This window comes from Alkalibacterium sp. f15 (genome assembly GCF_049389645.1).
In the GTDB taxonomy this organism is placed as follows: Bacteria; Bacillota; Bacilli; order Lactobacillales; family Carnobacteriaceae_A; genus Alkalibacterium.
Map to the genome: position 1 here is coordinate 2,578,092 of NZ_CP186540.1, position 25,169 is coordinate 2,603,260.

Here is a 25,169-nt window from a genome sequence, read left to right on the forward strand (position 1 = left end):
ACTTCAATACGCCAGTTTCATGCGTTGGTTAAATAACCGCAACGAAGGCATTCCAAACTACTTGAAAGTCGACATGGTCACAGGTGCAGTAGAAGTGGAAGACCTTGAAGAAAATATCAAATACTCTGATTCAGAATTATTGAACCGCAATGTCAAACGCCACTTGCGCTTCGCTTATCCGACCAGAATTTTTGCAGATCCGGATTTTGAAGTTGATGACGAAGGACACCCTTACTATATAGCGACGACTTATGAAAATGTTTTCTGGTTCAAACAGCTTGAACCCACCGGTCTGATCGTCCTAGACGCAGTCACAGGTGAATCAGAAGAATATGATTTAGAAAATATCCCGTCATGGGTCGACCGTGTGTATTCATCCGAATTGATTTTGCAACAATTGAATTATAAAGGACAATACACCGGCGGATTCTTCAATGCCATGTTTGGAAAACGCGGTGTCACTCAAACAACAGACGGTTATAACTATATTCCGATGAACGATGATATTTATCTTTATACAGGTGTCACATCTATAAATAGAGATTCATCAAATATCGGATTCTACCTCGTGAACATGCGTACGAAAGCAGCCGAGTTTTATCCTGTCACTTCCGCAGATGAATTTTCAGCAATGGATTCAGCAGAGGGCTCACTGCAGCAAATGCGTTTTGAATCAACGTTCCCACTCTTGATCAGTTTGAATGAAAATCCGTATTACATTTCATCCCTAAAAGATGATTCCGGACTCGTTCGCTCCTATGCATTGGTTGATGCTCAAGATTACCAAAAAGTCATCACCAGTGAAACTGTCGATGGGTTGATCGCGCAATTAAACGGTCAAAGTACGTCAGATGCTGATATGACTGAGGCTGAAGATGTGGCTGAAATCGAAGAAGTGGACGAAGAAATCTTGAAACAAATCAGTGGTGAGGTTGAAAACATCTCCCAAGCCGTTGTTTCCGGCAATACCATTTACTACTTCATGATCGACGGCAGCATCTATAAAGCAGATATCACATTAAATGACGCTTTACCATTTGTCGAAGAAGGCCAAGTCATCGAAGGCGAAGCCACTGAAGAAAACGAATTTAAAGTCATAATTTTAGACTAGCACTAGCAGCCCTAGACATGGTCACTTAGTTTCTTAAGTGCCTTATGTCTAGGGCTTTTTTTCATTTTTAAAATCAGACAATAGAGAATAGACGATATATTGTGAAACCGATTACAAAGCTTTGGTTTTATTACATTTTGATGTTAATATATTTATAAATAGAAAAAGAAAAGAGGAGAGAATGTTATGGGTCAATTCTACACTTCTTGATGCGGAGGATTGAACTTGGTATTAGTTATTAACAAAAAGGATCGCCGTTAACTGCTTTTTGAATCCTATAAAAAAGGAGATGCAACATGGATATCTTATTCGCATGGTTATTTATTATAAGTACTATTATGGTAATAGTTTATTTAGTAAAGGGACTATTATTCAAGCGAAAGCCAGCATTGAAAAAAGCAGGGATTGCCGGATTATTTATGATATCTTCTTTAATCTTATTTAGTATTGTGTCACCAGATACAGAGGAATATTTAACTGAAGATACTTCAGAAACAGATAGACTAGAGCAAGAGCAAGAAGAGCAAGAAGAGCAAGAAGAACAAGAAGCTCGAGATCAAGAAGAGCAAGAAGCTCGAGAACAAGAAGAGCAAGAAGCTCGAGAGCAAGAAGAACAAGAAGCTCGAGAACAAGAAGAGCAAGAAGCTCGAGAACAAGAAGAACAAGAAGCTCGAGAACAAGAAGAGCAAGAAGCTCGAGAACAAGAAGCTCGAGAACAAGAAGAGCAAGAAGCCCGAGATCAAGAAGAACAAGAAGCTGAAGAGGAAGGAGCATTCGCGACCCGTTCCAATCCCGTACCTCTTGGTGAGTCTGTCGCCTTTACGGAAACCCATTCTAGTGACGACGGCACCGAATACGAGGCCCGTTATGAAATGAAGATAACCGATGTGGTCCGCGGCGACGAAGCCTTAACGGTTTTACAAGCAGAGAACGAGGTCAATGAGCCCGCACCTGAAGGCATGGAATGGGCTATCATCACGATTGAAGGTACACTCTTAGAATGGGATAAAGATGCTCCCTATACTGTTTTGCATTTGTTTTCCGTGATTGATTCAAGCGGAAGCGAAGTCCCTCAGGATGAGTCTGCGTCACTGGACGGTAACTTATACTTGCTTGTAGAGTTGTCCCCGGGTGAACAAATACGGGGACGCATCGCAAAATACATGCCCGTGGGTGACCCCAGCTTGCTTGAACTGATCGACCTATCTGGCAACGATGGGATTTACTTTTCGTTAACTGAATAGATACCCATTTTTATAGTTAACAAGGGCGCTCTGGTTTCATAACAACTTGTTGTGGTTCAAAGACAAGTATACCTATTACGAAAAAATGGAGAAAATCAGCGGGCACATCAAATCACAGGCAAAATACTTCAACCTGAAAGAAGACTTGTCACACCGACACAGACTGCGGTACCAAGAAATGCATAAGTTAAACAAAGATGACAAGCACTTTCAAATTCCTATACATGATCACTTAGTTTCTTAAGTGCCTCATGTGTAGGCTTTTTTTTATAAAACTAAAGATAATAGGCGTTATTCCGTGAAATCGATTACAAATTTATGGTTTTATGCATTTAACAATGTTAATATATATACAAATAAAAAATAAGGCCTAGGAGGAATTGTTTTGTCAAAGAAAAAATTTTATGATGCGGATGGGAATGAAGTGAAAGCAAAAAGTGTGAAACCATTTTACAAGAAATGGTGGTTTATTGCCCTTGTAGTAATCTTTGTTTTTAATGCCATAAACTCGATGGGTGATGACGACGAAACAGAAGTAGAAACAGATGATGCTGAACTGGTCCAAGAGGTCGAGGCAAGCGATGAAGTTGAAGAAGAAAGTGAAGAAGTTGTGGAAGAGGAACCTGAAGAAGATGAAAGTGAAGAAACAGAAGATGTAGCAGAAGAAACTGAAGAAGATGTTCCTACTGAATTTCAATCAGCTTTAAATAAAGCAGAATCCTATTCAAGTTTGCTAAATATGTCAAAACAAGGATTATATAATCAATTAACTTCAGAATACGGAGATCAGTTCTCAGAAGAAGCAGCTCAATATGCAATCGATAATATAGATGCTGATTTTAATGAAAATGCTCTAGCAAAGGCCGAGACATACAGTGACACCATGCACATGTCCAAAAAAGGGATATTTGATCAATTAACATCTGAATATGGCGAGCAGTTTACAGAAGAAGAAGCGAATTACGCTATAGAAAATCTAGTAACAGACTATAAAGAAAATGCCTTGAAAAAAGCGAAAACTTACCAAGAAAGTATGGATATGTCTCCTGAGGGAATTAGGGACCAATTAATGTCGGAATATGGTGAACAATTTACGAAAGAAGAAGCTGATTACGCTATAAGCAATCTAGAATAATTAATTTTGAGCCTATGTTGTTTTTTTGACATAGGTTCTTTATCTGTACTGTATAAAAATGGTATAGTTAGGAAGTAACGTTATTGATCACAACGATATTTTAAAAAAAATAATTAAAAATCGAGAAAGGGGAGCATATGTCTGTAGGAATGGTATTAGAAGGCGGCGGTATGAGAGGTCTTTATACTGCCGGAGTTCTGGATACGTTAATAGATGAAGAGATTCAAATAGATGGCATGGTCACTGTATCAGCTGGTGCTTTATTCGGTATCAATTTTGCTTCCAAACAAAAGGGACGTGCTCTCAGGTATAACAAAACGTACATAAGAGACAAACGTTATATCAGTTTAAGAAGCTTCCTGAAAACAGGCGACATCGTCAATAAAGACTTTGCTTTCTACACGATCCCGTTTTCTCTGGATATCTTTGATGAAAAAGCATTTAAACAGTCAGGTATTGATTTTTATGTAACGGTCACCAATATGGAAACAGGAAAACCGGAATATGTTTTGATTACAGAACCATTTAATCAGATGGAAGCACTCAGAGCCTCAGGTTCAATGCCTTTTGTTTCTCGACCCATCGTTCATAAAGGGTCAAACTATTTAGATGGTGGTGCGAGTGACAGTATCCCTATTAAAAAAGCGAGAACCTTAGGATATGATAAAAACATCATTATTTTAACGCGACCTCTTGATTATAGAAAGACTAAACCAAACAATTTTATGATCGACCGCTGGTATAAAAACTACCCGGCCTTTAAACATACATTAAAGAATAGGTATAACAATTATAATGACACCATTGAGAAAGTTATTGAGGACGAACAGTCAGGCAACGCATTCGTTATTAGACCTTCTGAAACAATCCCAATCAAGCGATTGGAGCGCGACCCTGCTAAATTACAAGTAATGTACGATTTAGGTGTTAAAGATGCTGAGAAACGACTTTTGGAGTTGAAAAATTATCTAAATCCGTCACTACTATCAAATAAAAATTGAAAGGAATATGAATAAATGTCTGACCTGAATAATTTTTTGAATGAACGACCATGGGCAAGAGAATATCTTTTTTTTGATCCGGATCTTAATGAACTCGGTGTTGTTTATGAAACAAATTTAAACAAATTTAAAACCTTTGTCTATTCGATGGAAGAAGTAAGAGAAAACAGTGACCGCTGGCTGAAGCGCTACGATCTGCCAGATCACAAAGCGATTATTGAATTGCTTGCTGTATTCAAAATAACGACAACCAGCGGACCAACGACCATTGAACAACAAGACCTATTTTTCGATGTATTGAGTGCCTTTATTAAAACTGATCAAGAAAAAGGGAAATCATTGGACGACATATTTGAAGACAAAGACGCACTCGCATTGGCACGTCTCTATCAAGTCAAAGATGAAAAATGGACCAAAAAATATTTGACATGGATATTGTACGAATTAGGTGCTATCAGCAAAACGAAAGGCCCAGATTATTTTGGAGAGAATGACAGTGCCTTTACCACTTACGATTTCTTGAAAAATGCATCGGACGGGAAATGGCGTCCACAAATGCATTTTTCCGAAGAGGATAACGTTTAACAGGAAAGTATCACCAATCAGTTATTAAAGATGGAGGATTTTCATGCCTAACTTTCCAATCATAGAAACAGATAGATTGATATTGAGAGAAGTTACACCAGAAGATGCTACGGCTATGTATGCATACCTTTCAGATAAAGATGTTGTGACAAATATGGGACTAGAACCATACAAATCATCGAGCGACGTTCTAAACGAAGAAATTAATTGGTACAAATCGATTATTGTAGAAGGAACAGGTATCAGGTGGGTAATTACCAAAAGGGAAAGTAACGTTGTTATAGGCAGCTGTGGTTTCCTAAATATGAGTCGTGGACATCATCGTGCAGAAATAGGGTTTGAACTACACAAAGAATATTGGAAGCAAGGAATCTCTAGTGAAGCCGTTGAAGCTGTTATTCAGCATGGTTATATGAATTTAAATTTAGAGAGAATAGAAGCTATAGTTGACCCTGAAAATTTCTTGTCCCAAAAACTATTGGAAAAGCAGGGTTTCAAAAAAGAAGGCTTGCTGAGGCATTATGAATACAATTTTGGGGAATTCAGTGATGTTTATATGTATTCACTGCTTAAAAAAGATTTCAAAACAAAGATATAAGCACGATACTCTCGGAAAATTTTATTTTGTGTTCATTCTTCTAAACTACTTGAACTTATAATATTTTTTTTAAATTTAGCACCTTATTTCGGGATTATCCTTGCATGTAATTCTATTGATAAATCTAGTATAATAGAAGCGTCGAGTAATTATAATAAAATAATTCTTAAGGATCCTATCTGATTTTCTACCATCAAAATCAAGTTTATTTAAATAAGAAAGAAGGTCATAAACATGTTAACATACCTAGTCTTGGCCGTGGTTCTATTGATCATTGGTTATACTGTTCATATTCATAAATGGAACATGTTGATAGCCGGATACAATGCGAGGACTACAGAGGAAAAAGAAAATATCGATACAGAAGGTCTTGGGAAATTCCTCGGGTTTTACGGATACATCAGTGGTGGTTTTTTCCTTCTGCTGACTGTTCTCGAGTTACTGGGACTAACTATCCCTCCGAATCCGATCGCGGTTATATTCGTCATCTGGACTATAGTCATTCTATATATAGCACAAAAATATGACGGCAATACTAAAATGGGTAAGAATTTCAATGAGCGTAAAAAATAAAAAGCTGCGAATCTCTTGCATTATTTGAAAAAAGATAAAGGCAATGAGGTGCAGGAGGTCATCCAACATGAACGACTTGAAAGAATATACAAAACAAGTAGCGAAGAAACATGGTATGGATTTACTGAAAAGCTCGATGAAAATCGAATCCATGGGGCTGGATTTCCAGGTTGTTTTCGCAAAGGATACTGAGGGACAAGATTGGGTATGCAGAGTTCCTAGACGAAAAGATGTTTTTGATAAGATCAAGAAGGAAAAAGAAATTCTGGATTTCATCAGTCAACATCAATCAACTTTTGAAGTCCCAATGTGGAAAGTAGCGACGGAAGATATTATTGTCTACAAGAAACTTCAAGGTGTCCCGGCTGTCAAGACAAATCTAGAAACACAGGAACAAGCGTGGGTCTTTGACTCAGAATTGGTTCCTGAAGCTTATCTGATAAGTCTGGGAAAAGTACTGGCTGCTCTGCATGCACTCCCGCTGAATAAAGCGATAGAGGCTAGTATTCCTGTACAAGAAGCCGAGGACGTCCGCCAAACCATGAAAACTCGTATGCATAAGATCAAAGAGTCGTATGACATTCATCCCCTGCTGTGGGAACGCTGGCAGAGCTGGGTAAATAATGATTCCTTATGGCCAAAACAGTCGGGTCTAACGCATGGAGACTTGTTCCCAGGACATACGCTAGTTGATTTAGACTATCGTGTAACAGGCATCATTGACTGGACCGAGGCAGCAAGTACAGATACATCTGTCGATTTCACTGCTATTTATCTGCTTTTTGGAGAAGACGCTCTGAACAAACTTCTACAAAGTTACCAGTCAGCCGGAGGTTACGTCTGGCCTAAGATGAAAGAACACATTATCGAACGCTTAGCCACGCAGGCCATCACTATTGCTGAATTCGCAGAATCATCAGGTATGGAAGAATACCGTACGATGGCTCAGGATATGCTGCAAAATAAGGCCTGACCGTTCCATTTGATGAACGACCAGACCGTTAAGATTTTTTACTTCAGTTTGAACTGTTTTTCAGTCGTTTCAATAAGTGCCTTTCGATCATACCTATATTCTTTCATTTTGACTGTTTTATCTTTGTGAATGGACAGAGCGGTTGTATTGACTGTGCCGAATACATCGCCTTCGATAAAAATAGATGAGTGTTCAAGCGCTAAATCCATTGATAAATTCTCAGGAATACGTTTTAGGCTATTGGCTTGTCTTTTATCATTATAGAGCGTCAAAAGGTCATCCAGATTTGGTTCTGGGTGACCTTTTAAATATTCTCCAACTAAATGTAAAGACCTATTTACCTTATGAGAGCTTAAATCATCATTAGTACTACTTAAAGAATGTAATCCCGGTTGAAGAACACGATGTTGATCAGTAGCATTTGAGTAGACATGCAGATCATCGATTGTTCCAAATACCAACTGGTAACTTTCATAATTGAACCGGTTTACTCTCAAATACTGAAGAAAGATATCTGGAGAATGATGACCTTCTAAAAAATCTTTAACCAATTTACCGCGGGATAATGAAGGCTCTCCAGCTGATAACGCTTCAAAAAGACGATTGGTCAAAGAAGCGACTCGTCCGGATTTTGTTATTCCGGCCCAGGTACCCCCGTGAAGCTTATCGCGACCAGCTAATATATCTGGGATGTCTTTCCAGATATGAATGGGCTGACTTTCACGAGTGTAGGATTCATCGCGATTCTGTATGATGATGAGAGGGTAGGCGGGGTACTGTTTATAACTGATGGTGATTAAACACATTGATAGGCACCTCCCAATTAGTCGTAATTAGCTTAGAAATTCTTTGAACTTTTCATGTAGCGTTCTCTACGTTTTGAGTGTTATCTTAAATTAGGACTTCAACTCCTTATCGGGATCATCAAGGTGAGTCAAAGTGTGCTTTATTATAACCAGTATTTAAAAAAACACTATTTTATTACCCTCAAATAATAAATGTTATAATTAAGTACGACTAAACGGATTTTCAAGACCGGAGGGGGAAGAAGAGTATGTTTGTAAAACTAGTGAAAAGCGGACTCTATGGATTAGGTATATACACTGGCTATGCATTTGTCTCAGCCATTGTTTTACTTCATTTCAATAAACCCAAAAATAAAGAGGAATTAGATACAAAATCTCTCTCTTCCTTTTATGGTAAAGATGAAAATGACGGACCGGATACCGCAGCTTTCTTTGACAGTCAGGATATGCTACTCACTTTGCATTTAAACTTGATCGAATCAGCAAAAAACTCAATTAAATTCGCTAATTTTTCGATTGAAGACGGGACCGTCAGCGATTTATTCTACGGCAAATTATTGGAAGCGGCGGATAGAGGCGTAAACGTTAATATCCTTTTTGATGGAAAGGGGCACAACTTAGTAGGCATAAGTAATGGAAAGTATTGGGCACTTATAGCTCATCCAAATATACAGCTCGCTTTTTATGAAGAATTTGATTGGCTACGTCCCTGGACATGGCAAAATCGTATGCACGATAAATTCCTTATCGCAGATGATCACTCCGTTTTAACGGGTGGGGTCAATTTGGAGGATTCCTTTTTTGTAGAAAATCACGATGATGCGGATTATGACCGAGACGTTGTCATTATAAATAATGAGCCTGAACGATTTAACGAAAGTGTTTTGAAACAATACACAGACTACTACGACTCCTTGTGGTATCACCCGTATACACATGTCAGACCGAGCTATGTTCTAAAAAGATATGAGAAACTGGCTAAGGAGACACGTCGATCTTTACTTTCGATTCTTAAAGAAGCTGAAGAGAAGAATGATTACGGCGCGAGTACACCCATTGACTGGCACAAGCATATGTTTCCTACTAGAAAAGTCAGTTTAGTGACTAACCCCATTCAGCGATGGAAAAAAGACCCACACATTTTAGCGACACTTGGTAGATTATTTAAAGAAGCCAACGACAGTATTATCTTTCAAAGTCCTTATGTTGTACCGAGCAAAGACATGCAGCAGTATGTCGCGTTAGCGGATACAAAAGCAAAAGTGTTTATTGCAACAAATTCACTGGCTGCCTCTAATAATTTCTTTGGCGTGGCTGGTCACCGAAAATACTTGAAGCAGTTAAGTCGTGAGTCTGCTCAAATCTATCACTTTCAAGGAGAAGGGTATATTCATGCTAAAGCCTATTCGATCGATAGTCGCTTAAGTCTGATCGGCTCATTCAACTTTGATCCACGCAGTTCATTTCTAAGTCAAGAAAATCTAGTTATCATTGATAGTCCAAAACTCACTGTAGCTCTTGAAGATAGCATTAAGGACATTGCACGAAAGAGCATTCCTTATAATAAAGATGGTGATCATCTTGTGCACAATACGTCGAAGAAAGCACCCGTTGCTAGGTACAAAAAAGTGATCTCAAGCATCATCTACGTTATTTTCTATCCTTTCGAGGATCTAGTTTAATTATTCCTTCCCCTATTATTTGGGAAAGGTAGGAGAGGGAGGACAATGTACCGACCCTTCGTAGTTTTCAAAGCCTAACTACGAAGGGTCGGCATAGTTGACTTCCACTTTTTTTAATACTCCATTCTCACTGTCCCAAAAATTCTTTCATCTTTTTTTGTAGCTCGTTATAAAAACTCAGTCTCACTTTCGAATAGGATTCCAGCTCTTTGTATAAAGAACGAGTGACCATTTCGGGACTATCTCCGACTGTCTGCATAACCATCAAGAGGGTACACTGGCTGATGACCTCTTTCAAGAGAGCTGTGTTATGATTATCCGACTTGTTTTCAACGTTCACAGAATAGATATAAGCAATGAGCCGTCTGATTTCCTTGTCAATGGATTCTTCCGTGTGTTTTATGCTGAAGAGCGTCTGATCAAGATTTTTTTCATCCTCTTTTTTATCCTGCAGGTCATCTAACAGCTGCAGAAGTGCCCCGTACTGGAAAGCAAAATCCATCTCGTTTTTAGTCAGACTGCCTTTAATTAGGTAGGCATCCGCCAATACAGAAGTACCTCCCTTAAAGAAACTGACGGTTAAAATCTCTTCCTCAGTAAGTGGTTCTGATTTTCCTTGCAGCAAACTCTCGACCTGAGCTCTATGAATCAGTTGAATGCTTTCTGTCACTTCCGGATGGGTGTCTTCAGGATAATGAGATTTGATCTGTTCAACCAATGAAAAAATTCTTTTTTCAATAATCTGAGTGGATACGACTGTTTCGCCAGACAATACTGCTGCCAGTCTCTGATTGAATTCATATTTCGTACGATCAGAGATGTCAGGGTCATCGAGGAGATTATCCGTATATGGATACAACATGCTGTAAGCATACATAGGTGTCGTCAGCTCCAAAGAAATATCCCAATACAATTGAAGACTGTTCATGATCCATACGTTACGCAAGGCTTGGAAAATTTCTTGATCGATCAACCGGGAATCCTCTTTTCTTGCCCGTAAGAGAAACGCCTCAGCGACATCCATGTATCCTTGGCTGATAAAATAGTTCAGGAATGGCTGGTCAAATAAAAGTTCTCTTTTATCTATCTCCTGCAGAAATTCAACAAGAAGGGACTTCACTTCTTGCAGATCAGGGGAAGACGTTTCAGTCCGAGACTCAATCTGATCTTTAATTTCAGGCAGGTAAGGTTCCAATTCATCGAGCAGGTTATTGAAGAGTTTCTTTAACTGTCTTTCATGCAACAGTTTTTTCCATAACGACGTTTTATTTAACTTGTCAGAAGGAAACGTTTTTTCTTTCTGATAGTCTGCAATAGACGACTTCATAAGATCTTCAATCGGAATGGTATGTAAGATAGGTTCTTTCAACATTATAATCGACCTCCATATCTCTAATTCCCATTAATTATAACCCGAGATATAGATTAATTACACAAAAACATCCCAACATTTCCTCTCTTCGTCTCAATTGATCTTGCGATGAGGGAAGAGGAGGGGAGTGAGGGGATAAATTCATAATACAAATCTAACGTACCATCCGTTAACAGGGGGCGTAAAACATGAAACCACTTCAAGGAAAAATAGCACTTGTGACCGGTGGAACTCGCAATGTTGGAAAAGGAATCGCATTAGGTTTAGGCGAAGCCGGTGCAACGGTATATGTTACTGGAAGAAGTATAACGGATAAAGATGTTGAAGGTATAACTTCCGCAGGCGGGAAAGGCATTGCTATAGTATGCAATCATGAAAATGATGATGAAGTAAAAAAAGTATTTGAACATATCAAAGAAAAAGAAGGGAAACTAGATATCTTAGTAAACAATGCTTGGGGCGGGTATAATCGTTTACGCAACAGAAAAAAGTACAAAGGTTTTAAATGGAAAGACGATTTTTGGAAACAACCTCTGGAATTATGGGATGAAATGAATAATGTCGGTGTTCGTTCAAATTATGTTACAAGTGTTTTTGCATCAGAATTGATGCTCAAACAAAAACAAGGCTTAATTGTCAATATTTCATTTTATGCAAGCCGTAAATATTACGGGAATGTCATTTATGGTGTCGCAAAAGCAGCTGTCGATAAGATGTCTATGGATATGGCAGTTGAACTCAAACCACATACTATTGCTTGCGTTTCATTATATCCTGGTTACATTAACGATAATAAAACCATCAAAAAGCCTGATTCCAAAAAAGAATCCTCTCAATTTGTTGGAAGAGCAATAGCCAACTTAGCTTCTGATGAAAAGATTATGTCAAAAACAGGACAAATATTGATCGCTGCTGAACTGGGAAAAGAATATGGTTTCAAGGATATAGATGGAACTCAACCTGAACCATATGATACGTTATAAGATAATATAGTTTGGAATATAAATTTAATCGATACAGTTAAAGATCTTCGTATACACTTTATGACTGATGTAAACAAAAGTAATACAGTAAAAAAAAACCAATAATACAAGGGTGACCCTACCTATATAGGGTCACCCTTGTATCCACCTTCTACACCGGCTGATCTAAAAGCCCAACAAACGATTTGTTCTATTAGAAGGGAAGAGAAGTAGGGGAGTATATAATGTGACAAACACTCCTTTTTTTATTCAAATATACGTTCACGAATGTATGGATTTGAAGATTAAATTAGCGTAAAATATATAACGTTAGCAATATTAGTACATAGTTAACATGGATTTAAACAAACTAATTAATGAAATAATATATATTTCAAAAAAATACAGAGAGGAATACGTGAAATGGCATATGTTATAGCTAAAAAACATGGTAAGAATGGCTCTGTCGCTTATACATATAACTCAGAGGATATTCAATTAATCAGTCAGTTAGAACAAGAATATTACAATCGCGATATCGATATCTTCATAACGTCAGAATTGTGCAATAAGAAAGAATTTCTACCTGTTTTTAATGTTGGACATTTTGAATTGTTCATTGAATCGATCAGCAAAATCCTGAAATAACTTGAGAGAATTTTACAATCATTGATTATTTATCAGCATTCTAAAATTAAACTGTTTTAATAATAATAGATAAATATTAATAAGAAATGATTTTCACTCAATAAAAGAGTAACAGTCAATAAAAGAAACAAAACTATCCAAGATAACTATTCAGCAATTGATGTCGAAATCCGGCAGAGAGTACGTTGTTTCAAACTCCAAATTCCAAACGATTAAATCGGCCTATCATGAAGTGTCTGGAATTATAATTAAGCATGCAATACATTGAAATGGTAGTCGAAATCATAAATTTTAAATAAATTAGAAAATAAACCGAAAAACAGGGGATTTAATTAGAATTCAAGGTATCTTGGCTAGCATTTTCATTTCTGTAAATTGGTTTACATAATATATATTATACCAAGTAGATTATATAAGCATAAGGTCCCTTATTGTCAATTCAGATTGAATTCGACTCGCCCTTGTTTAAGCCTTGAATTGAATTCAATTCAAAGTGATTTATGCTTAGTTTTTTACTGTTTCATTTTATTAATTACCCTATCATGATTTTTTTTATTCCATCTGATCTCTTACTCATTTATTGTAATTTTTTTGCAGCTTTGATAAATAATTCTCTGTTATCTCATCCGCCAGCTATCCTAGTTCATCTACATCATTTTTATACGAGCATTACAACACGATTTCAGTTCGGTCGTCGTATGCTTATCCATTGAATCTCCTTAGAATCGTCCTGATCATATCTAAATAATCTCGAAATTTTATTGATACTAGATTTTAAAAAAATTCTATAATATCATTTGGAATTATTATTTAGAATTTTCATAAAAATATTCAACTCGATTTCATCTGTTCTTTTGTCTTTGCTATAAATCATATCTGAAGTTGAATGTATCATTCAACTCTTTTGATTCAATAATATGCTGGTCACTGGCACTCTGATGTTCAATCAATTTAATTGGGTTTAAATCGTAATTATTCCTATTTATATAGACTGACTTTTATGCTCTTATCAATTAATTATTTAAAATACCTAATTAAGGTTTCTCTATTGTTTTTCACTCGAATACCACTGATCATGTCTTTAATTCTTTTTTGTAAATAATTGAGTTGAGATAAATTTTTAGTCATGGTAGATCTTCCATCTTAATATTAATTAATGATAAAAGCTCCACAAACTTAGAGTAATAAAACAAGTGAGTTCGACATTTAAATGTCTAAATGTCGAACTCACTGAAGATTATTTTCTGAGTCTGTCATTCTATACTCGAAATGTCGAACTCACTGAAGATTATTTTCTGAGTCTGTCATTCTATACTCGAAATGTCGAACTCACCGAAGTTTATTTTCTGAGTCTGTCATTCTATGCTCGAAATGTCGAACTCACCGAAGTTTATTTTCTGAGTCTGCCATTCTATACTCGAAATGTCGAACTCACCGAAGATTATTTTCTGAGTCTGTCATTCTATGCTCGAAATGTCGAACTCACCGAAGATTATTTTCTGAGTCTGTCATTCTATACTCGAAATGTCGAACTCACCGAAGATTATTTTCTGAGTCTGTCATTTCTGGGACGATAAGCAAGCCTTGATTACTTTCTATACTCAACTGCAAAAATTACTATCTGTTCTCCTCTACCCTCGCCTCTTAATTTTTCTGCAACAATTATCCTATCAGATCTTAATATACTTTTTTCCTTATAAACAAAAAAAGGACTTCTAATTAAAGAAGTCCTTTTTTATTCAAATTAATTTTAGTTCAAAACACTTGCAGCTATATTTTGCTTAGTATCGTCTACTTTAGGTTTCCAAATACCTAGTATAATGGCTGAAATCATAGTACCTATGAGTAAAGCGACAATAAAGAGTAATGGATTTTCACCAATTCCGACAACGAACAATCCGCCGTGTGGAGCTGGTATTGAGACATTCCAAAGTTGAGTTAATCCTCCACCGATGGCTGCACCTAATATTGATGAACCAATGACGCGTAGTGGATCAGCTGCTGCAAATGGAATGGCGCCTTCTGTAATGAAGGAAGCACCTAATACAAAGTTGGATAATCCTGATTGTTTTTCCAAGTCAGTGTATTTAGATTTGAATAATAAAGTTGAGAAGGCAATAGCTAGTGGAGGAATCATTCCGCCGACCATAACAGCTGCCATTAAACTACCGTCACCCGTATCACCAAAGACTCCTATTGAAAATGCGTAGGCTGCTTTGTTTACAGGACCACCCATATCGACGGCCATCATGCCACCTAATACGGCACCTAAGAGAACGGCATTACCGGTACCTAAGTTATTTAAGAAGTCCAGCATTGCATTATTAATTACGGCAAAGAACGGACCAATTAGGAAGAACATCAATAATCCAACAGCAAGTAGACCAAGAACGGGATAAAGTAAAATTGCTTTTATTCCTTCAAAACTTCTTGGTACATTTCTAAGCAGTTTTTTAATCCAGTTCATTACATAACCAGCAACAAAACCGGCTATCAGTCCGCCTAAGAATCCTGCGTCGCTATTTACAGCTAGTAAACCACCTGCCATACCAGGAAGTAAGCCCGGACGATCTGCGATACTATAAGCAATATAACCCGCTAATACCGGAATCAGGAATTGGAAAGCCGATCCACCGATAGTATTCAAAGAAGTAAACAAGACACTATCTGAGCCTAGTTGAGCTTCAAACAAGAAAGATAAGGCAAGTAATATCCCGCCACCGACAACGAATGGAAGCATGTGAGATATGCCATTCATCAAGTCTTTATAAACAGATTGCAAAACTGTCGTGCCTTCTCCATCAGTTGCAGAACCTTGTGCTTCGTACTTATCACCAGTGTCTAATATAGGTGCATCACCCGTACTTGCTTTAGTGATTAGTTCTTCTGCTTTTTTGATTCCATCAGAAACCGGACGCTGAAGCACAGGTTTACCATTAAAGCGGGCAATATCCACTTTTTTATCCGCTGCAACAATGACTCCGTCTGCTCGACGAATTTCATCTTTAGTCAATATATTCTTAGCGCCATCTGTGCCATTTGTCTCTACGCGTATTTCCACGCCCATTTCGGCTGCTTTTTTCTTTAAAGCGTCTTCTGCCATATAGGTATGTGCAATACCTGTTGGACACGCGGTTACAGCGACAACGAATTTCTTGTCTTTTTTATCAGACTGCACTTGAGTGACCTCTTGTTCTTTTGCACTTTCTTCAAAAATGGTCTGAACATCTTCAGGTGTCTGCGTTGTTTTCAATGCTTGAACCACTTCATCGTCAACAAGCTTTCTTGCAAGTGAGGCTAACACTTCAAGATGGACATTATCTCCACCTTCTGGAGCAGCTATCATAAAGAATATCTCAACGGGTTGTCCGTCTAAAGCATTATAATTCACACCACTAGATGATTTAGCAAAAAGAACGGCTGGTTTGGCAACTGATTTATTTTTTGAATGTGGCATAGCAATACCGTCACCAAGTCCTGTAGAGGTTTGTGCTTCACGTTCCATGATGCCTTCTTTAAAGGTATCAAAGTCGTTTACAGCACCTTCATCCACGAGTCGTTTAATCATTTCATCGATGGCCGATTCTTTGGTTCTCGCTTTTAGATCCATAATCATCAGTTCTTTTTTCAAGACGTCATTAATTTTCATTTACTTTTCCTCCCATTTCTGTATTTTGATTTTAGGTAAAAGTTTGTCTATGTCTTCTTTTTTCGCTAGATCTTCTTTAAAGGCCGTTGCACTCCCGCACGCAAGACTCATTTTGAAGGCGTCTAACGGATTTTTTGTTTTCTGATATTCGCCAACAAAGCCGCCGACCATAGAATCACCGGAACCGACTGAGTTAACTAGTTGACCTTCTGGTGTCTCACTATAATAGACCTCATCATTCGTTAATAAAAGTGCACCGTCCCCACCCATAGACACGATCACGTACTTTGCGCCTTCTGCAAGCATTTTTTTGCCATATGAAACGACATCAGTTAAGTTATCAAGTGTTACGTCATACAATTCTTCAAGCTCATGGATGTTGGGTTTTACTAACAAAGGATTTTTGGATAAAGCCATCTGCAGCTCTTCTCCAGTTGTATCAATAATAAACTCCGCTTTTTTACTTTTAACGTAATCGATCAGGCGTTGATAATAATCGTCTGACAAACCTTTGGGCTTGCTACCGGCTATGATGACCAGATCGTTTTCGTTCAGTTCAGCCAATTGCTTGTAAAAACGCTGACTCTCTTCTTCATTGACGAAGGGACCATCATCATTTATTTCTGTTTCTTCCTCCCCTTTTAATTTAATATTGATGCGTGTGTCTGTTTCAATATGCGTAAATTCTGTTCTGACGCCTTCTTCTTTCAATTTTTCTAAAAGAAGTTGACCGATAAACCCGCCTACAAAACCTAACGCTACATTGTCAGTATTCAATTGTGTCAAAATTCTGGAAACGTTGATTCCTTTGCCTCCAGGTGATTTCTGATCTTTTTCGATTCTGTTCAACTGGCCCAATTTAATAGGGTCGTTGGGGTAAATCACATAATCGATCGATGGGTTTAATGTTACTGTATATATCATCTTTCATGCCTCCCTTACTCGTGTATACTCATTTAATTCCTTTTTATCTTCAGGTAGCTTGGTGGTTATAATCGTGCAGTCATCAATATCGGCAACTTTTACGAAACTGACGTCTCCTAGCTTGGATACATCGGCTAACACATAGGATTGATTGGACTGCTTTATTGCTTTTCTTTTTATTGCTGCCTCTTCTACATCAGGAGTCGTATAGCCTTGCTCCAAATCTATTCCGTTTATTCCCATGAAGGCTTTGGTAAAGTTAAACTCTTCTAATTGTCGTTCTGCGATGGAACCAATAATTGCTTTTGTCCGCTGCTTGATCCTACCTCCCACTAGAATGGAGTCTATATTATAATCGATCAGCAATGAAGCATGAGGAACACCGTTGGTAACAACCGTGATATCTTTACCTGCCAGATAGGGAATCATCGTATACGTCGTTGTCCCGGCATCTAAAAAAACGACTTCATAATCATCAATCAGTGAAGCTGCTAATTGACTGATTCTTTCTTTTTCCTGCATGTATTTGACTGTTTTCTCATCCATGGTCGGTTCATCCACTGGTTTGCGTTTCTTTTTGGCTCCGCCATGAATACGAACTAATTTATTCTGATCCTCCAAGGTGTTTAAATCGCGTCTGATCGTTGATTCTGAATGATTTAACTGTTCAACTAACTCTTGGACTGTGATCGTGTTTTTCGTATCAAGTTGATCAAGAATAAACGAGTGCCTTTCTTCTGTAAGCACTTTCTTCACCTCTTTAATTGAAGTTTATCATTTATGCTTCAACAATTCAATCATTTTCCCTTATAATCGTTCAAATTCATTCATTTATTTTGAAATCGTCTTTAAATAGTTGTTCGAAAGAGTAAATTCTTGCTATATTCTAGCAACCGACTTTCATTTTAAAGAACTCTACCGTTATGCTGACAGACAAAAAAAGATTTCTGGTACAGAATTATCTTCTGCACCAGAAATCTTTTCATTTAATTCATCTGTTATTCAGTTAAAAGAATAGTACTCCTACAGCCATGAGTATACATGAGACAACGAAAATGATACCGATAAGTTTTGCGGTATATTTCCACCAAGTTGTCAGCTCTACTCCGGCAATTGCCAAAGCACCCATAACCACGCCTGAAGTAGGAGTGACCAGGTTGACTATCCCACTTGCAGATTGGAAGGCAGTGACCACGATGTCTTGAGCAACACCTACAAAGGTTCCAAGTGGTCCCATGATCCCCATTGTCGCACCTGCCAGGCCAGACGTTGAAGGAATCAGGAAGGATAGCGGAATATAGAAAATATACGTTAGAATCGAGAACAATACTGGAGAAAACTCAGACAGTCCTCTTTCTCCGAAGTTTAAAATTGTCGCAGTGATCATTCCTTCATTCATGATGACTTGAATACCACGGGCAACAGCTACAATCAGTGCCACACTGAGTAAATCTTTTGCGCCATTGACAAAGCCTGAGACGATTTGACCTTCCGGTAATCTATAAACCATCCCTATGATGACTGACATGGCGAAGAACAGCATGGTGATCTCCATAAAGTACCAGTCACCAAGCGGAATCATTTGTTGACCTAACACAGTTCCGATAAATGGAATACCCATCAACCCTGAATTGATTGTTTCAAAGATCGTCCAGTTTTCATTGAGCAACGTCCAAGGTACCAGCCCCAAAATCATCAAGAAGAAAGTCAATCCGAATAAGCTGATAACAAATTTTTGTTTAGAATTCATTTTATCATTTGTTTCTTTTGTTTTGAATTTCTTTTTGTTTGCTTCAAAGTCTTCATAGACCAATGAAGCTTCTGGGTTTTTCTGTACTTTTGTAGCATAACGATACACATATATAGTGGCTATCGCATACATCACAACGAAAAAGACTAAACGTAAGCCGATACCTTCACCCGGGCTTATACCCAAAGCCTGTGAGGCAACACCCGTAGCAAACGGGTTAACGGTCGAAGCAAGCACACCTACGCCGGCTCCGAGTAACACTACGGAAACCGCCACTAGACTATCAAAACCTACGGCTATCATGACGGGAATAATCAATGGATAGAAGGCCAGGGTTTCTTCAGCCATACCATACGTGGTGCCCCCTAGTGCGAAGATAAACATCAGAATAGGAATCAACAGTTTTTCTCGACCTTTATTGGCCGCGACAACTTGTGCAATAGCCGTGTCGAGTGCACCCGTTTTACCGACAACACCCAAAAAGCCACCCACGACTAGAATAAATAGCGATACCTCTATCGCACCCGGTGTGCCATCGGTTCCAAGCATCCCTTTGACAGGAGCCATGAAGACGTCCCATAAGCCTTGTGGTTGTTGATCAACGTAAGCAAACGTACCGGCGATGATATTTCCGGCTTCATCCACTTCATAACTACCAGCAGGAACAAACCATGTAAAAATTGCCATAACAACGATGATTAAAAACAGTATGGTAAATGATGATGGTAACGCCAATAATTTATCTTTGAATTTATTTTGAGCCATTCTAATCCCTCCAAATAACTTATTATTAAATCATGATCAGCGCGTAATGATTGTGCCACCGTTCTCTGAAATAGCTGCTTGAATATTTTCTAAAGATGTAATAATTGCTTTGCCCGAAGGATTTTTTTCAACAAATTTTAACGCAGCTTCTACTTTAGGTAACATGCTTCCAGCAGCAAATTGCTTCTGATCGACATATGCCCGCATTTCTGCGACGGTCACTTCCTCTAGTACTTTTTCATCTGACTGTTGATAATTGACCATCACATTATCTACGCCTGTCAAGATGACTAAGAGGTCAGCTTGTAAACTGACAGCTAATGTTTCTGAAGCAAAATCTTTATCGATGACAGCTTCTATCCCTATATACTCGTCTCCTTTCATAATGACAGGAATACCGCCTCCGCCTACTGTGATAGGTATGATGTCATTTTCAATTAGGGTTTTAATGACGTTTATTTCTTTGATGCTTATAGGTTTAGGTGAAGGCACAACTTTTCTCCAGCCTCTGCCTGCATCTTCGATGAATGTAGCTCCAGTTTCTTCCATCTGCACTCGACCTTCTTCTTCTGAAAGGAAAGGACCCACTGGTTTAGACGGATTTTTAAAAGCGGGATCATCTTCAGATACAACCACTTGCGTGACGATCGATGCCACATCATTATTTAACCCTTTTTCTTTTAGTGCCTTAGATAATGCTGCTTGAAGCCAGTATCCGATGCTACCCTGGGTCATAGCGACACATGTATCTAAAGGCATAGCAGGATTCTTCTCACTATTGGCTGCTTCCTGCTGTAAAAGCAGATTACCGACTTGTGGTCCGTTACCGTGTGAAACAGCAATCGCATCACCATTTTCTACAAATTGGACAAGATACTCCGCTGTATGTTTTAAAGCTTTTTGCTGTGCTTGTGCAGAAGAATCGTCAGTCAAGATAGCGTTTCCACCTAATGCAATAACAATTTTACGTTTGGTCAAAGTTATCACTCTCTTTCTTTCCAAGTTGATTTTAAATAAACTGACTGGTTTGACCCAGTCAGTTATTTAAGTGTTTTATACGTGTGGGATAAACAAGTTACCTAATGTTGCTGCCATTATAGCTTTGATCGAATGCATGCGGTTCTCAGCTTGATCAAACTGACGCGCATGTTTGCTTCTAAAGACTTCATCTGTGACTTCCATTTCAGTTTCGCCAAAGTCTTCTTCAACCATTTTTCCGTATTCAGTTTCTGTATCGTGGAAAGCAGGTAAGCAGTGGAGTAAAATCGTTTCATCTTTACCTGTTGATCTCATCATATCCATATTGATTTGGTAAGGTTTCAACAAGTTGACACGTTCTTCAAATTTATCTTCTTCACCCATGGATACCCAGACGTCCGCATAAAGAGCATCAGCGCCTTTGACGCCTTCTTTGACATCGTCGGTGATCATGATATGGCTGCCGGATTTGTCTGCATATTCTTGAGCTAATTTGACTAATTTGTCATCTGGGAACAGTGATTCAGGTGATACGATATGCACGTTAACGCCTAGAATAGCACCGGTGATCAACAGGCTGTTGGCCACGTTGTTACGACCATCACCCGTATAAGCTAATGTCAAACCTTCTAATTTTCCGAAATTTTCTTTGAGTGTCAAGTAATCTGCAATCATTTGTGTAGGGTGCCACTCGTCTGTCAAACCATTCCAGACTGGAACGCCTGAGTGTTCTGCTAAAAGTTCAACACTTTCTTGTTTGAAGCCACGGAATTCAATGCCATCAAACATTCCGCCTAAAACTTTAGCTGTATCTTCAACGGATTCTTTTTTGCCTATTTGAATATCATTTTTTCCTAGATATTCTGGATGTGCACCTAAGTCGATCGATGCCACTGTAAAAGCTGAACGGGTACGTGTTGATGATTTTTCAAATAACAACGCGATATTTTTCCCTTCTAAATAACGATGAGGAATCCCTTTTTTCTTCATTTCTTTAAGGTGAGCTGAAAAATCAATAAAATACATTAATTCCTCTTTCGTGAAATCTATCTCTTTTAATAAACTACGACCTTGAAATACGTTTTGCATTTTTGTTTTCCTCCTAATAAATTATATATATATTTTAATTATTATACATCTTTTCTGACAAGAGGCATACTCATACAACGCGGACCGCCACGACCTCTTGATAATTCGCTCGATTCTATTTCGATCACCTTAACGCCTTTTTCTCTCAACAAGGCATTGGAGACATAGTTCCGGTCATAAGTGACTACGACTCCCGGAGCGATAGCTAAGGTATTCGACCCATCATTCCATTGTTCTCTTGGAGCTGCGATCGCATCGCCGCCACCACATTGAATGAGCTCGATTTCTCCCACGCCCAGCGCATCTTTCAGTACTTTTTTCAAATCCTTTTCGTGCGTTATTTTAACTTTTCCAGCTTCTTCTGATTTTTCCAAGATATAGGTGTCGATCGATCCGTCGAGCTCCAAGATGCCAGGATGGATGGTGAATTTATTGTGATCGATCATGGTAAAGACAGTATCCAGGTGCATCATAGCCCGCACATTAGGAATTTTAATGGCCAGTACTTTTTCGAAAGAAGACCCTTTTTCGAATAATTTGATAGCCAACTCTTCGATTGCTTTTGCTTCTGAACGTTGAGAAATACCGATAGCCAAGACTTTATCATTTAAAATGAGTTCGTCTCCACCTTCCATACATGTGGATTCATCACGGTCTCTCCATATTTGGATGCCGCTATTTTTAAAACGCGGATGATGATTCATAATTGTTTGCAGGAATAACGTTTCTCGTTTACGGGCTTCAAACGTCATATTGTTGATGGTCAGACCGTTTCCGATCGAAGCGCCCGGGTCACGTGTGAAGTATAGATTCGGCATAGGATCCATGTAAAATGGATATTGCTCGCGATCACTGATATCAGCGAGATGATTGGATTCAACTTCCACGGCATTCTTACGCACACCAGCCATGATCGTCTCGACCATTTCGAATGTTTCCATTGAAAGTAAATACTCTTTCAATGCTTTATATACATTTTTCGACGAAATATTTGATTCGTTCAGCATCGTTTCGACAAACGACTCTTTTGTATCGGAGGCATCGATCGCTTCAGCCGATAATTTTTCAAGATACAAGACCTCTACTCCGTTATCTCTTAAAGCATCCGCGAACATATCATGCTCTTTTTGAATAACACGCAAGTGCGGAATGTCATCAAACAGCAGCCGTTCCATGATATCGGGTGTCAAATTTTCGATTTCTTTACCCGGTCTTTTCAATAGAACTGTCTGCAATTCGCCTATCTCGGAAAACACATGAATAGGTTTCGTTTGCTGCTTCATTTCGTTTTGTCCTGTTTCTAAAACAGGTGTCTCTGTCTTAGCTGTATTTTTCAATTTATTTCCTCCTCATTTGATTTGCTACCTGTATGATAGCACTTACAAAAGCTATTGTTAAGCCTATGTAAACGCTTATAAAGTCTTGCTATCTGCTGTTTTTGTATAAAAATTACTTATTTGTATAAATAACTGGATACTGTCCTGAAAAAATGAATAATAGTGTGAGTTATACAAAAAATATTAAAAATAAGTTTATTCTAACAATATTATTAAAGTTTTCACAAACTTCACCTCTGGTTTTTTTCTATGGATCAACCCCTCTAATAAAAACTGTCATAACAGGGTTTCAACACACTTCTTCTATTTAATCAAACCACCTGATTTGTTTTTTTTTTGCGTTTCTCTCTCACCTTACTTAACTATAATATCTTTTATAGAAACTTTCAATTTATACTACTTATTTATTCACTCTGGGAGTGGGTTTATTGATTTCAATGATATTTGTTTACATTAACATTAAAATTTGATAAGCTTAACAACATAAATTAAAAATTAAATGAATGGATGAGGAGCAAAAATCATCAGTACTCGTTTTTATACGGACCTGTAAGTCTAAAATGAGGAAAGGGAGATTTGCCGAAATCGTTTGCTTTTACAGAGAGCAAACCGTTGGGCTGCATATGAAGAATCTGCAGACTGCCGTATAGCTATAGGCTAAACGGAGTGCTTCCGCTTGTGACGATATCTTATTGTAAACAAGTCGGCATTCCCGACTTGTTTTTTTGCATTTACAGCAGAGTTACCATCAATACCAAAGCCCATCAAAGAAAAGGAGTCGCTATGAAACGAAGTGTATTAAAATTTGGAGGATCAAGCGTTGCCGATTTCGTAAAAATCAAAGAAATCTCAGAATATCTTAAGTCACGTGTCGAAAATGATGAGCAGCTGATTGTTGTTGTCTCGGCGATGGGTAAAACGACTGACGATTTACTGACTTCAGTGAGCCAACTGACATCCAATCCTAACGATAAAGATTTAGCAATGTTACTCAATACAGGTGAACAGCAAACCATTTCATTCCTGTCTTTAGTTTTAAACGACTTGAATGTACGCGCTAAACCGCTGACTGGGTATCAGGCAGGAATTGAAACGACTGGAAAACATTTGAAAAGCAAAATTTCTTCAATAAAATCAGATCTCTTGGAAGAGTTGTTCGAAAATAACGACATCCTTATTGTTGCTGGGTTTCAGGGCTTCAATAAAGCAGGCGAACTCACTACTCTTGGTCGCGGCGGATCAGATACCACGGCTGTAGCAATCGCTTCAACATTAAACTGTCCCTGTGAAATCTATACAGATGTGACAGGTGTGTACAGTACAGACCCACGTATCTTCCCGGAAGCCAAACGCCGGGACACCATTTCATTCGAAGAGATGATGGAAATGTCTGCCTTAGGCGCCGGTGTACTCGAAACGCGTAGTGTGGAATTAGCTAGTAATCATAACGTCCCTCTTTACCTGGGAAAAACGTTATCTACCGAGAAAGGAACATGGATTGTGCCAAATGATCAAATGCTTGAACGTAAAGCCGTGACTGGGGTTGCCTTGGATAAAGAAATGGCTCACGTCACCATCACGTATACTCAAGAAACCAAAACCTTCTTAACCGATCTGTTCATCAAATTGGAAGAAGCAGAAATAAATATCGATATGATCTCTCAGATTCAAAATCAGGACGGTCTGCAGCTGTCCTTTACCTTCAAAGAGTCTGAAGAACGTGAACTGAATCAGTTGTTCGATTCTTTGAAAGAATCTTACGCTAACTTATATGTCAAGATCGAAACAACCTATTGCAAGGTCTCCGTCATTGGAGCCGGAATGCGTGATATGACCGGCGTTGCTTCTAAAATTTTCAAACTTTTATTATCCTCCGATATTCCCTTCTATCAAGTCACGACTTCAGAAATCAGTATTTCTTATGTCGTCGATGGTGAAAACGGAGAAAAAGCGACCCGCTTATTATGTCAGACCTTTGATTTGTAAA

Annotated in this window: 22 protein-coding genes and 1 riboswitch; of the genes, 13 read left to right on the plus strand and 9 right to left on the minus strand. The window is 38.3% G+C overall.

Going from position 1 to position 25,169, the window contains the following annotated elements:
* Positions 1–19 precede the first annotated feature (19 nt).
* The 8 genes from ACO1PF_RS12095 (at position 20) to ACO1PF_RS12130 (ending at position 7,220) form a co-directional block, all read left to right on the plus strand.
* Positions 20–1,111: a hypothetical protein gene (locus tag ACO1PF_RS12095; protein WP_423189311.1), complete on the plus strand. Its 1,092-nt coding sequence runs from the start codon at positions 20–22 to the stop codon at positions 1,109–1,111.
* Between the two features lie 296 nt (positions 1,112–1,407).
* Positions 1,408–2,355 carry a hypothetical protein gene (locus ACO1PF_RS12100; RefSeq protein ID WP_423189312.1) on the plus strand — a complete coding sequence of 316 codons (948 nt, stop codon included), beginning with the start codon at positions 1,408–1,410 and terminating at the stop codon, positions 2,353–2,355.
* Positions 2,356–2,740: 385 nt separating this feature from the next.
* Positions 2,741–3,490: an Ltp family lipoprotein gene (locus ACO1PF_RS12105; protein WP_423189313.1), complete on the plus strand. Its 750-nt coding sequence runs from the start codon at positions 2,741–2,743 to the stop codon at positions 3,488–3,490.
* A 137-nt stretch (positions 3,491–3,627) separates the two neighbouring features.
* Positions 3,628–4,491, plus strand: a complete 864-nt coding sequence (locus ACO1PF_RS12110) for a patatin-like phospholipase family protein (protein ID WP_423189314.1) — start codon at positions 3,628–3,630, stop codon at positions 4,489–4,491.
* Positions 4,492–4,506: 15 nt separating this feature from the next.
* Positions 4,507–5,076 (plus strand): hypothetical protein, encoded by a 570-nt coding sequence (locus tag ACO1PF_RS12115; RefSeq protein ID WP_423189315.1) that lies wholly within the window; start codon positions 4,507–4,509, stop codon positions 5,074–5,076.
* Between the two features lie 43 nt (positions 5,077–5,119).
* A complete protein-coding gene (locus ACO1PF_RS12120; RefSeq protein ID WP_423189316.1) occupies positions 5,120–5,674 on the plus strand; it encodes a GNAT family N-acetyltransferase in 555 nt (184 codons plus the stop codon).
* A 234-nt stretch (positions 5,675–5,908) separates the two neighbouring features.
* Positions 5,909–6,247 (plus strand): DUF3784 domain-containing protein, encoded by a 339-nt coding sequence (locus ACO1PF_RS12125; protein WP_423189317.1) that lies wholly within the window; start codon positions 5,909–5,911, stop codon positions 6,245–6,247.
* A 67-nt stretch (positions 6,248–6,314) separates the two neighbouring features.
* Entirely contained in the window at positions 6,315–7,220 is a 906-nt protein-coding gene (locus tag ACO1PF_RS12130; protein WP_423189318.1) for a macrolide 2'-phosphotransferase, read from the plus strand.
* 38 nt (positions 7,221–7,258) lie between these two features.
* Here ACO1PF_RS12130 and ACO1PF_RS12135 read toward each other — a convergent pair whose 3' ends face one another.
* Positions 7,259–8,026, minus strand: coding sequence for an NRDE family protein (locus ACO1PF_RS12135; protein WP_423189319.1), 768 nt, complete (start codon positions 8,024–8,026; stop codon positions 7,259–7,261).
* A 248-nt stretch (positions 8,027–8,274) separates the two neighbouring features.
* On the opposite strand from ACO1PF_RS12135, the gene ACO1PF_RS12140 reads away from it, so the two are divergent.
* Positions 8,275–9,708, plus strand: coding sequence for a phospholipase D-like domain-containing protein (locus ACO1PF_RS12140; protein ID WP_423189320.1), 1,434 nt, complete (start codon positions 8,275–8,277; stop codon positions 9,706–9,708).
* A gap of 127 nt (positions 9,709–9,835) precedes the next feature.
* On the opposite strand, the gene ACO1PF_RS12145 is transcribed toward ACO1PF_RS12140, so the two are convergent.
* Positions 9,836–11,080 (minus strand): hypothetical protein, encoded by a 1,245-nt coding sequence (locus ACO1PF_RS12145; RefSeq protein ID WP_423189321.1) that lies wholly within the window; start codon positions 11,078–11,080, stop codon positions 9,836–9,838.
* 188 nt (positions 11,081–11,268) lie between these two features.
* Here ACO1PF_RS12145 and ACO1PF_RS12150 point away from each other — a divergent pair, with 188 nt between their 5' ends.
* From ACO1PF_RS12150 to ACO1PF_RS12160, 3 genes are all read left to right on the plus strand, one after another.
* Complete coding sequence (locus ACO1PF_RS12150) at positions 11,269–12,063, plus strand: SDR family NAD(P)-dependent oxidoreductase (RefSeq protein WP_423189322.1); 795 nt, start codon at positions 11,269–11,271, stop codon at positions 12,061–12,063.
* Positions 12,064–12,465: 402 nt separating this feature from the next.
* Complete coding sequence (locus tag ACO1PF_RS12155; RefSeq protein ID WP_423189323.1) at positions 12,466–12,690, plus strand: DUF6718 family protein; 225 nt, start codon at positions 12,466–12,468, stop codon at positions 12,688–12,690.
* 1,193 nt (positions 12,691–13,883) lie between these two features.
* Positions 13,884–14,267 (plus strand): hypothetical protein, encoded by a 384-nt coding sequence (locus ACO1PF_RS12160; RefSeq protein WP_423189324.1) that lies wholly within the window; start codon positions 13,884–13,886, stop codon positions 14,265–14,267.
* A 173-nt stretch (positions 14,268–14,440) separates the two neighbouring features.
* Here the strand turns inward: ACO1PF_RS12160 and ACO1PF_RS12165 are convergent, their stop codons facing one another.
* From ACO1PF_RS12165 to arcA, 7 genes are all read right to left on the minus strand, one after another.
* Positions 14,441–16,339 (minus strand): PTS fructose transporter subunit IIABC, encoded by a 1,899-nt coding sequence (locus ACO1PF_RS12165; protein ID WP_423189325.1) that lies wholly within the window; start codon positions 16,337–16,339, stop codon positions 14,441–14,443.
* On the minus strand, positions 16,340–17,263 hold the full coding sequence (gene pfkB, locus ACO1PF_RS12170) for a 1-phosphofructokinase (protein ID WP_423189326.1): 924 nt from the start codon (positions 17,261–17,263) through the stop codon (positions 16,340–16,342).
* A gap of 3 nt (positions 17,264–17,266) precedes the next feature.
* Positions 17,267–18,010: a DeoR/GlpR family DNA-binding transcription regulator gene (locus tag ACO1PF_RS12175; protein WP_423189327.1), complete on the minus strand. Its 744-nt coding sequence runs from the start codon at positions 18,008–18,010 to the stop codon at positions 17,267–17,269.
* 259 nt (positions 18,011–18,269) lie between these two features.
* Positions 18,270–19,778, minus strand: a complete 1,509-nt coding sequence (locus ACO1PF_RS12180; protein WP_423189328.1) for a YfcC family protein — start codon at positions 19,776–19,778, stop codon at positions 18,270–18,272.
* A 36-nt stretch (positions 19,779–19,814) separates the two neighbouring features.
* Complete coding sequence (arcC, locus tag ACO1PF_RS12185; RefSeq protein ID WP_423189329.1) at positions 19,815–20,756, minus strand: carbamate kinase; 942 nt, start codon at positions 20,754–20,756, stop codon at positions 19,815–19,817.
* A gap of 75 nt (positions 20,757–20,831) precedes the next feature.
* Complete coding sequence (argF, locus tag ACO1PF_RS12190; RefSeq protein WP_423189330.1) at positions 20,832–21,845, minus strand: ornithine carbamoyltransferase; 1,014 nt, start codon at positions 21,843–21,845, stop codon at positions 20,832–20,834.
* Positions 21,846–21,886: 41 nt separating this feature from the next.
* Complete coding sequence (gene arcA / locus ACO1PF_RS12195; protein WP_423190559.1) at positions 21,887–23,128, minus strand: arginine deiminase; 1,242 nt, start codon at positions 23,126–23,128, stop codon at positions 21,887–21,889.
* A gap of 553 nt (positions 23,129–23,681) precedes the next feature.
* Positions 23,682–23,862, plus strand: a riboswitch (Lysine riboswitch).
* 103 nt (positions 23,863–23,965) lie between these two features.
* Here arcA and ACO1PF_RS12200 point away from each other — a divergent pair.
* Complete coding sequence (locus tag ACO1PF_RS12200) at positions 23,966–25,168, plus strand: aspartate kinase (protein ID WP_423189331.1); 1,203 nt, start codon at positions 23,966–23,968, stop codon at positions 25,166–25,168.
* The last annotated feature ends 1 nt before the right edge of the window (position 25,169 follow it).

Coding starts and splice junctions, on each gene's coding strand:
- ACO1PF_RS12100 (WP_423189312.1), top strand. CDS start 1,408: ATGGATATCTTATTCGCATGGTTATTTATTATAAGTACTATTATGGTA.
- ACO1PF_RS12200 (WP_423189331.1), top strand. CDS start 23,966: ATGAAACGAAGTGTATTAAAATTTGGAGGATCAAGCGTTGCCGATTTC.
- ACO1PF_RS12115 (WP_423189315.1), top strand. CDS start 4,507: ATGTCTGACCTGAATAATTTTTTGAATGAACGACCATGGGCAAGAGAA.
- pfkB (WP_423189326.1), bottom strand. CDS start 17,263: ATGATATATACAGTAACATTAAACCCATCGATCGATTATGTGATTTAC.
- ACO1PF_RS12110 (WP_423189314.1), top strand. CDS start 3,628: ATGTCTGTAGGAATGGTATTAGAAGGCGGCGGTATGAGAGGTCTTTAT.
- ACO1PF_RS12130 (WP_423189318.1), top strand. CDS start 6,315: ATGAACGACTTGAAAGAATATACAAAACAAGTAGCGAAGAAACATGGT.
- ACO1PF_RS12145 (WP_423189321.1), bottom strand. CDS start 11,080: ATGTTGAAAGAACCTATCTTACATACCATTCCGATTGAAGATCTTATG.
- ACO1PF_RS12120 (WP_423189316.1), top strand. CDS start 5,120: ATGCCTAACTTTCCAATCATAGAAACAGATAGATTGATATTGAGAGAA.
- ACO1PF_RS12135 (WP_423189319.1), bottom strand. CDS start 8,026: ATGTGTTTAATCACCATCAGTTATAAACAGTACCCCGCCTACCCTCTC.
- ACO1PF_RS12095 (WP_423189311.1), top strand. CDS start 20: ATGCGTTGGTTAAATAACCGCAACGAAGGCATTCCAAACTACTTGAAA.
- ACO1PF_RS12165 (WP_423189325.1), bottom strand. CDS start 16,339: ATGAAAATTAATGACGTCTTGAAAAAAGAACTGATGATTATGGATCTA.
- ACO1PF_RS12155 (WP_423189323.1), top strand. CDS start 12,466: ATGGCATATGTTATAGCTAAAAAACATGGTAAGAATGGCTCTGTCGCT.
- ACO1PF_RS12150 (WP_423189322.1), top strand. CDS start 11,269: ATGAAACCACTTCAAGGAAAAATAGCACTTGTGACCGGTGGAACTCGC.
- argF (WP_423189330.1), bottom strand. CDS start 21,845: ATGCAAAACGTATTTCAAGGTCGTAGTTTATTAAAAGAGATAGATTTC.
- ACO1PF_RS12125 (WP_423189317.1), top strand. CDS start 5,909: ATGTTAACATACCTAGTCTTGGCCGTGGTTCTATTGATCATTGGTTAT.
- ACO1PF_RS12140 (WP_423189320.1), top strand. CDS start 8,275: ATGTTTGTAAAACTAGTGAAAAGCGGACTCTATGGATTAGGTATATAC.
- ACO1PF_RS12180 (WP_423189328.1), bottom strand. CDS start 19,778: ATGGCTCAAAATAAATTCAAAGATAAATTATTGGCGTTACCATCATCA.
- arcA (WP_423190559.1), bottom strand. CDS start 23,128: ATGAAGCAGCAAACGAAACCTATTCATGTGTTTTCCGAGATAGGCGAA.